This is a genomic window from Arthrobacter sp. E44 (assembly GCF_041877125.1).
Classification (GTDB): domain Bacteria; phylum Actinomycetota; class Actinomycetes; order Actinomycetales; family Micrococcaceae; genus Arthrobacter.
In genome coordinates this window covers 1-243 of sequence record NZ_JBHDJA010000092.1, presented here as the reverse complement: position 1 = coordinate 243, position 243 = coordinate 1, and the positions used below count along the sequence as shown (strand labels likewise).

General features: G+C 70.0%; 1 pseudogene. It reads right to left on the bottom strand.

What is annotated here, in order from left to right:
- A pseudogene (locus ACETK3_RS21435) lies at positions 1 to 243 on the bottom strand (hypothetical protein); the annotation flags it as partial.

The following is a 243-nucleotide window of genomic DNA, read 5'->3' as shown; positions in this document are numbered from 1 at the left end:
GGGTTGCCAGGGGCTGGGCTGCGGTTTTGAGTTGGTCCGCGGCTTCGCGTTCTTTCTGGCTTGGCGGGATCAGGGAGGAGACCAGGAGCCCGGCGCCGAAGGCGATGAGTCCGGCGGCCAGCGGGTTGCCGGCGGTTTTGGCTTTGACCTGGTCCGGGGCGGCGCTGACGGTGTGGCCGGCGTCGGAGAGTTTGGCCGAGACGGTGTCGGTGGCCTGGTGCAGGCTGTCCCCGGCCGAGCTCA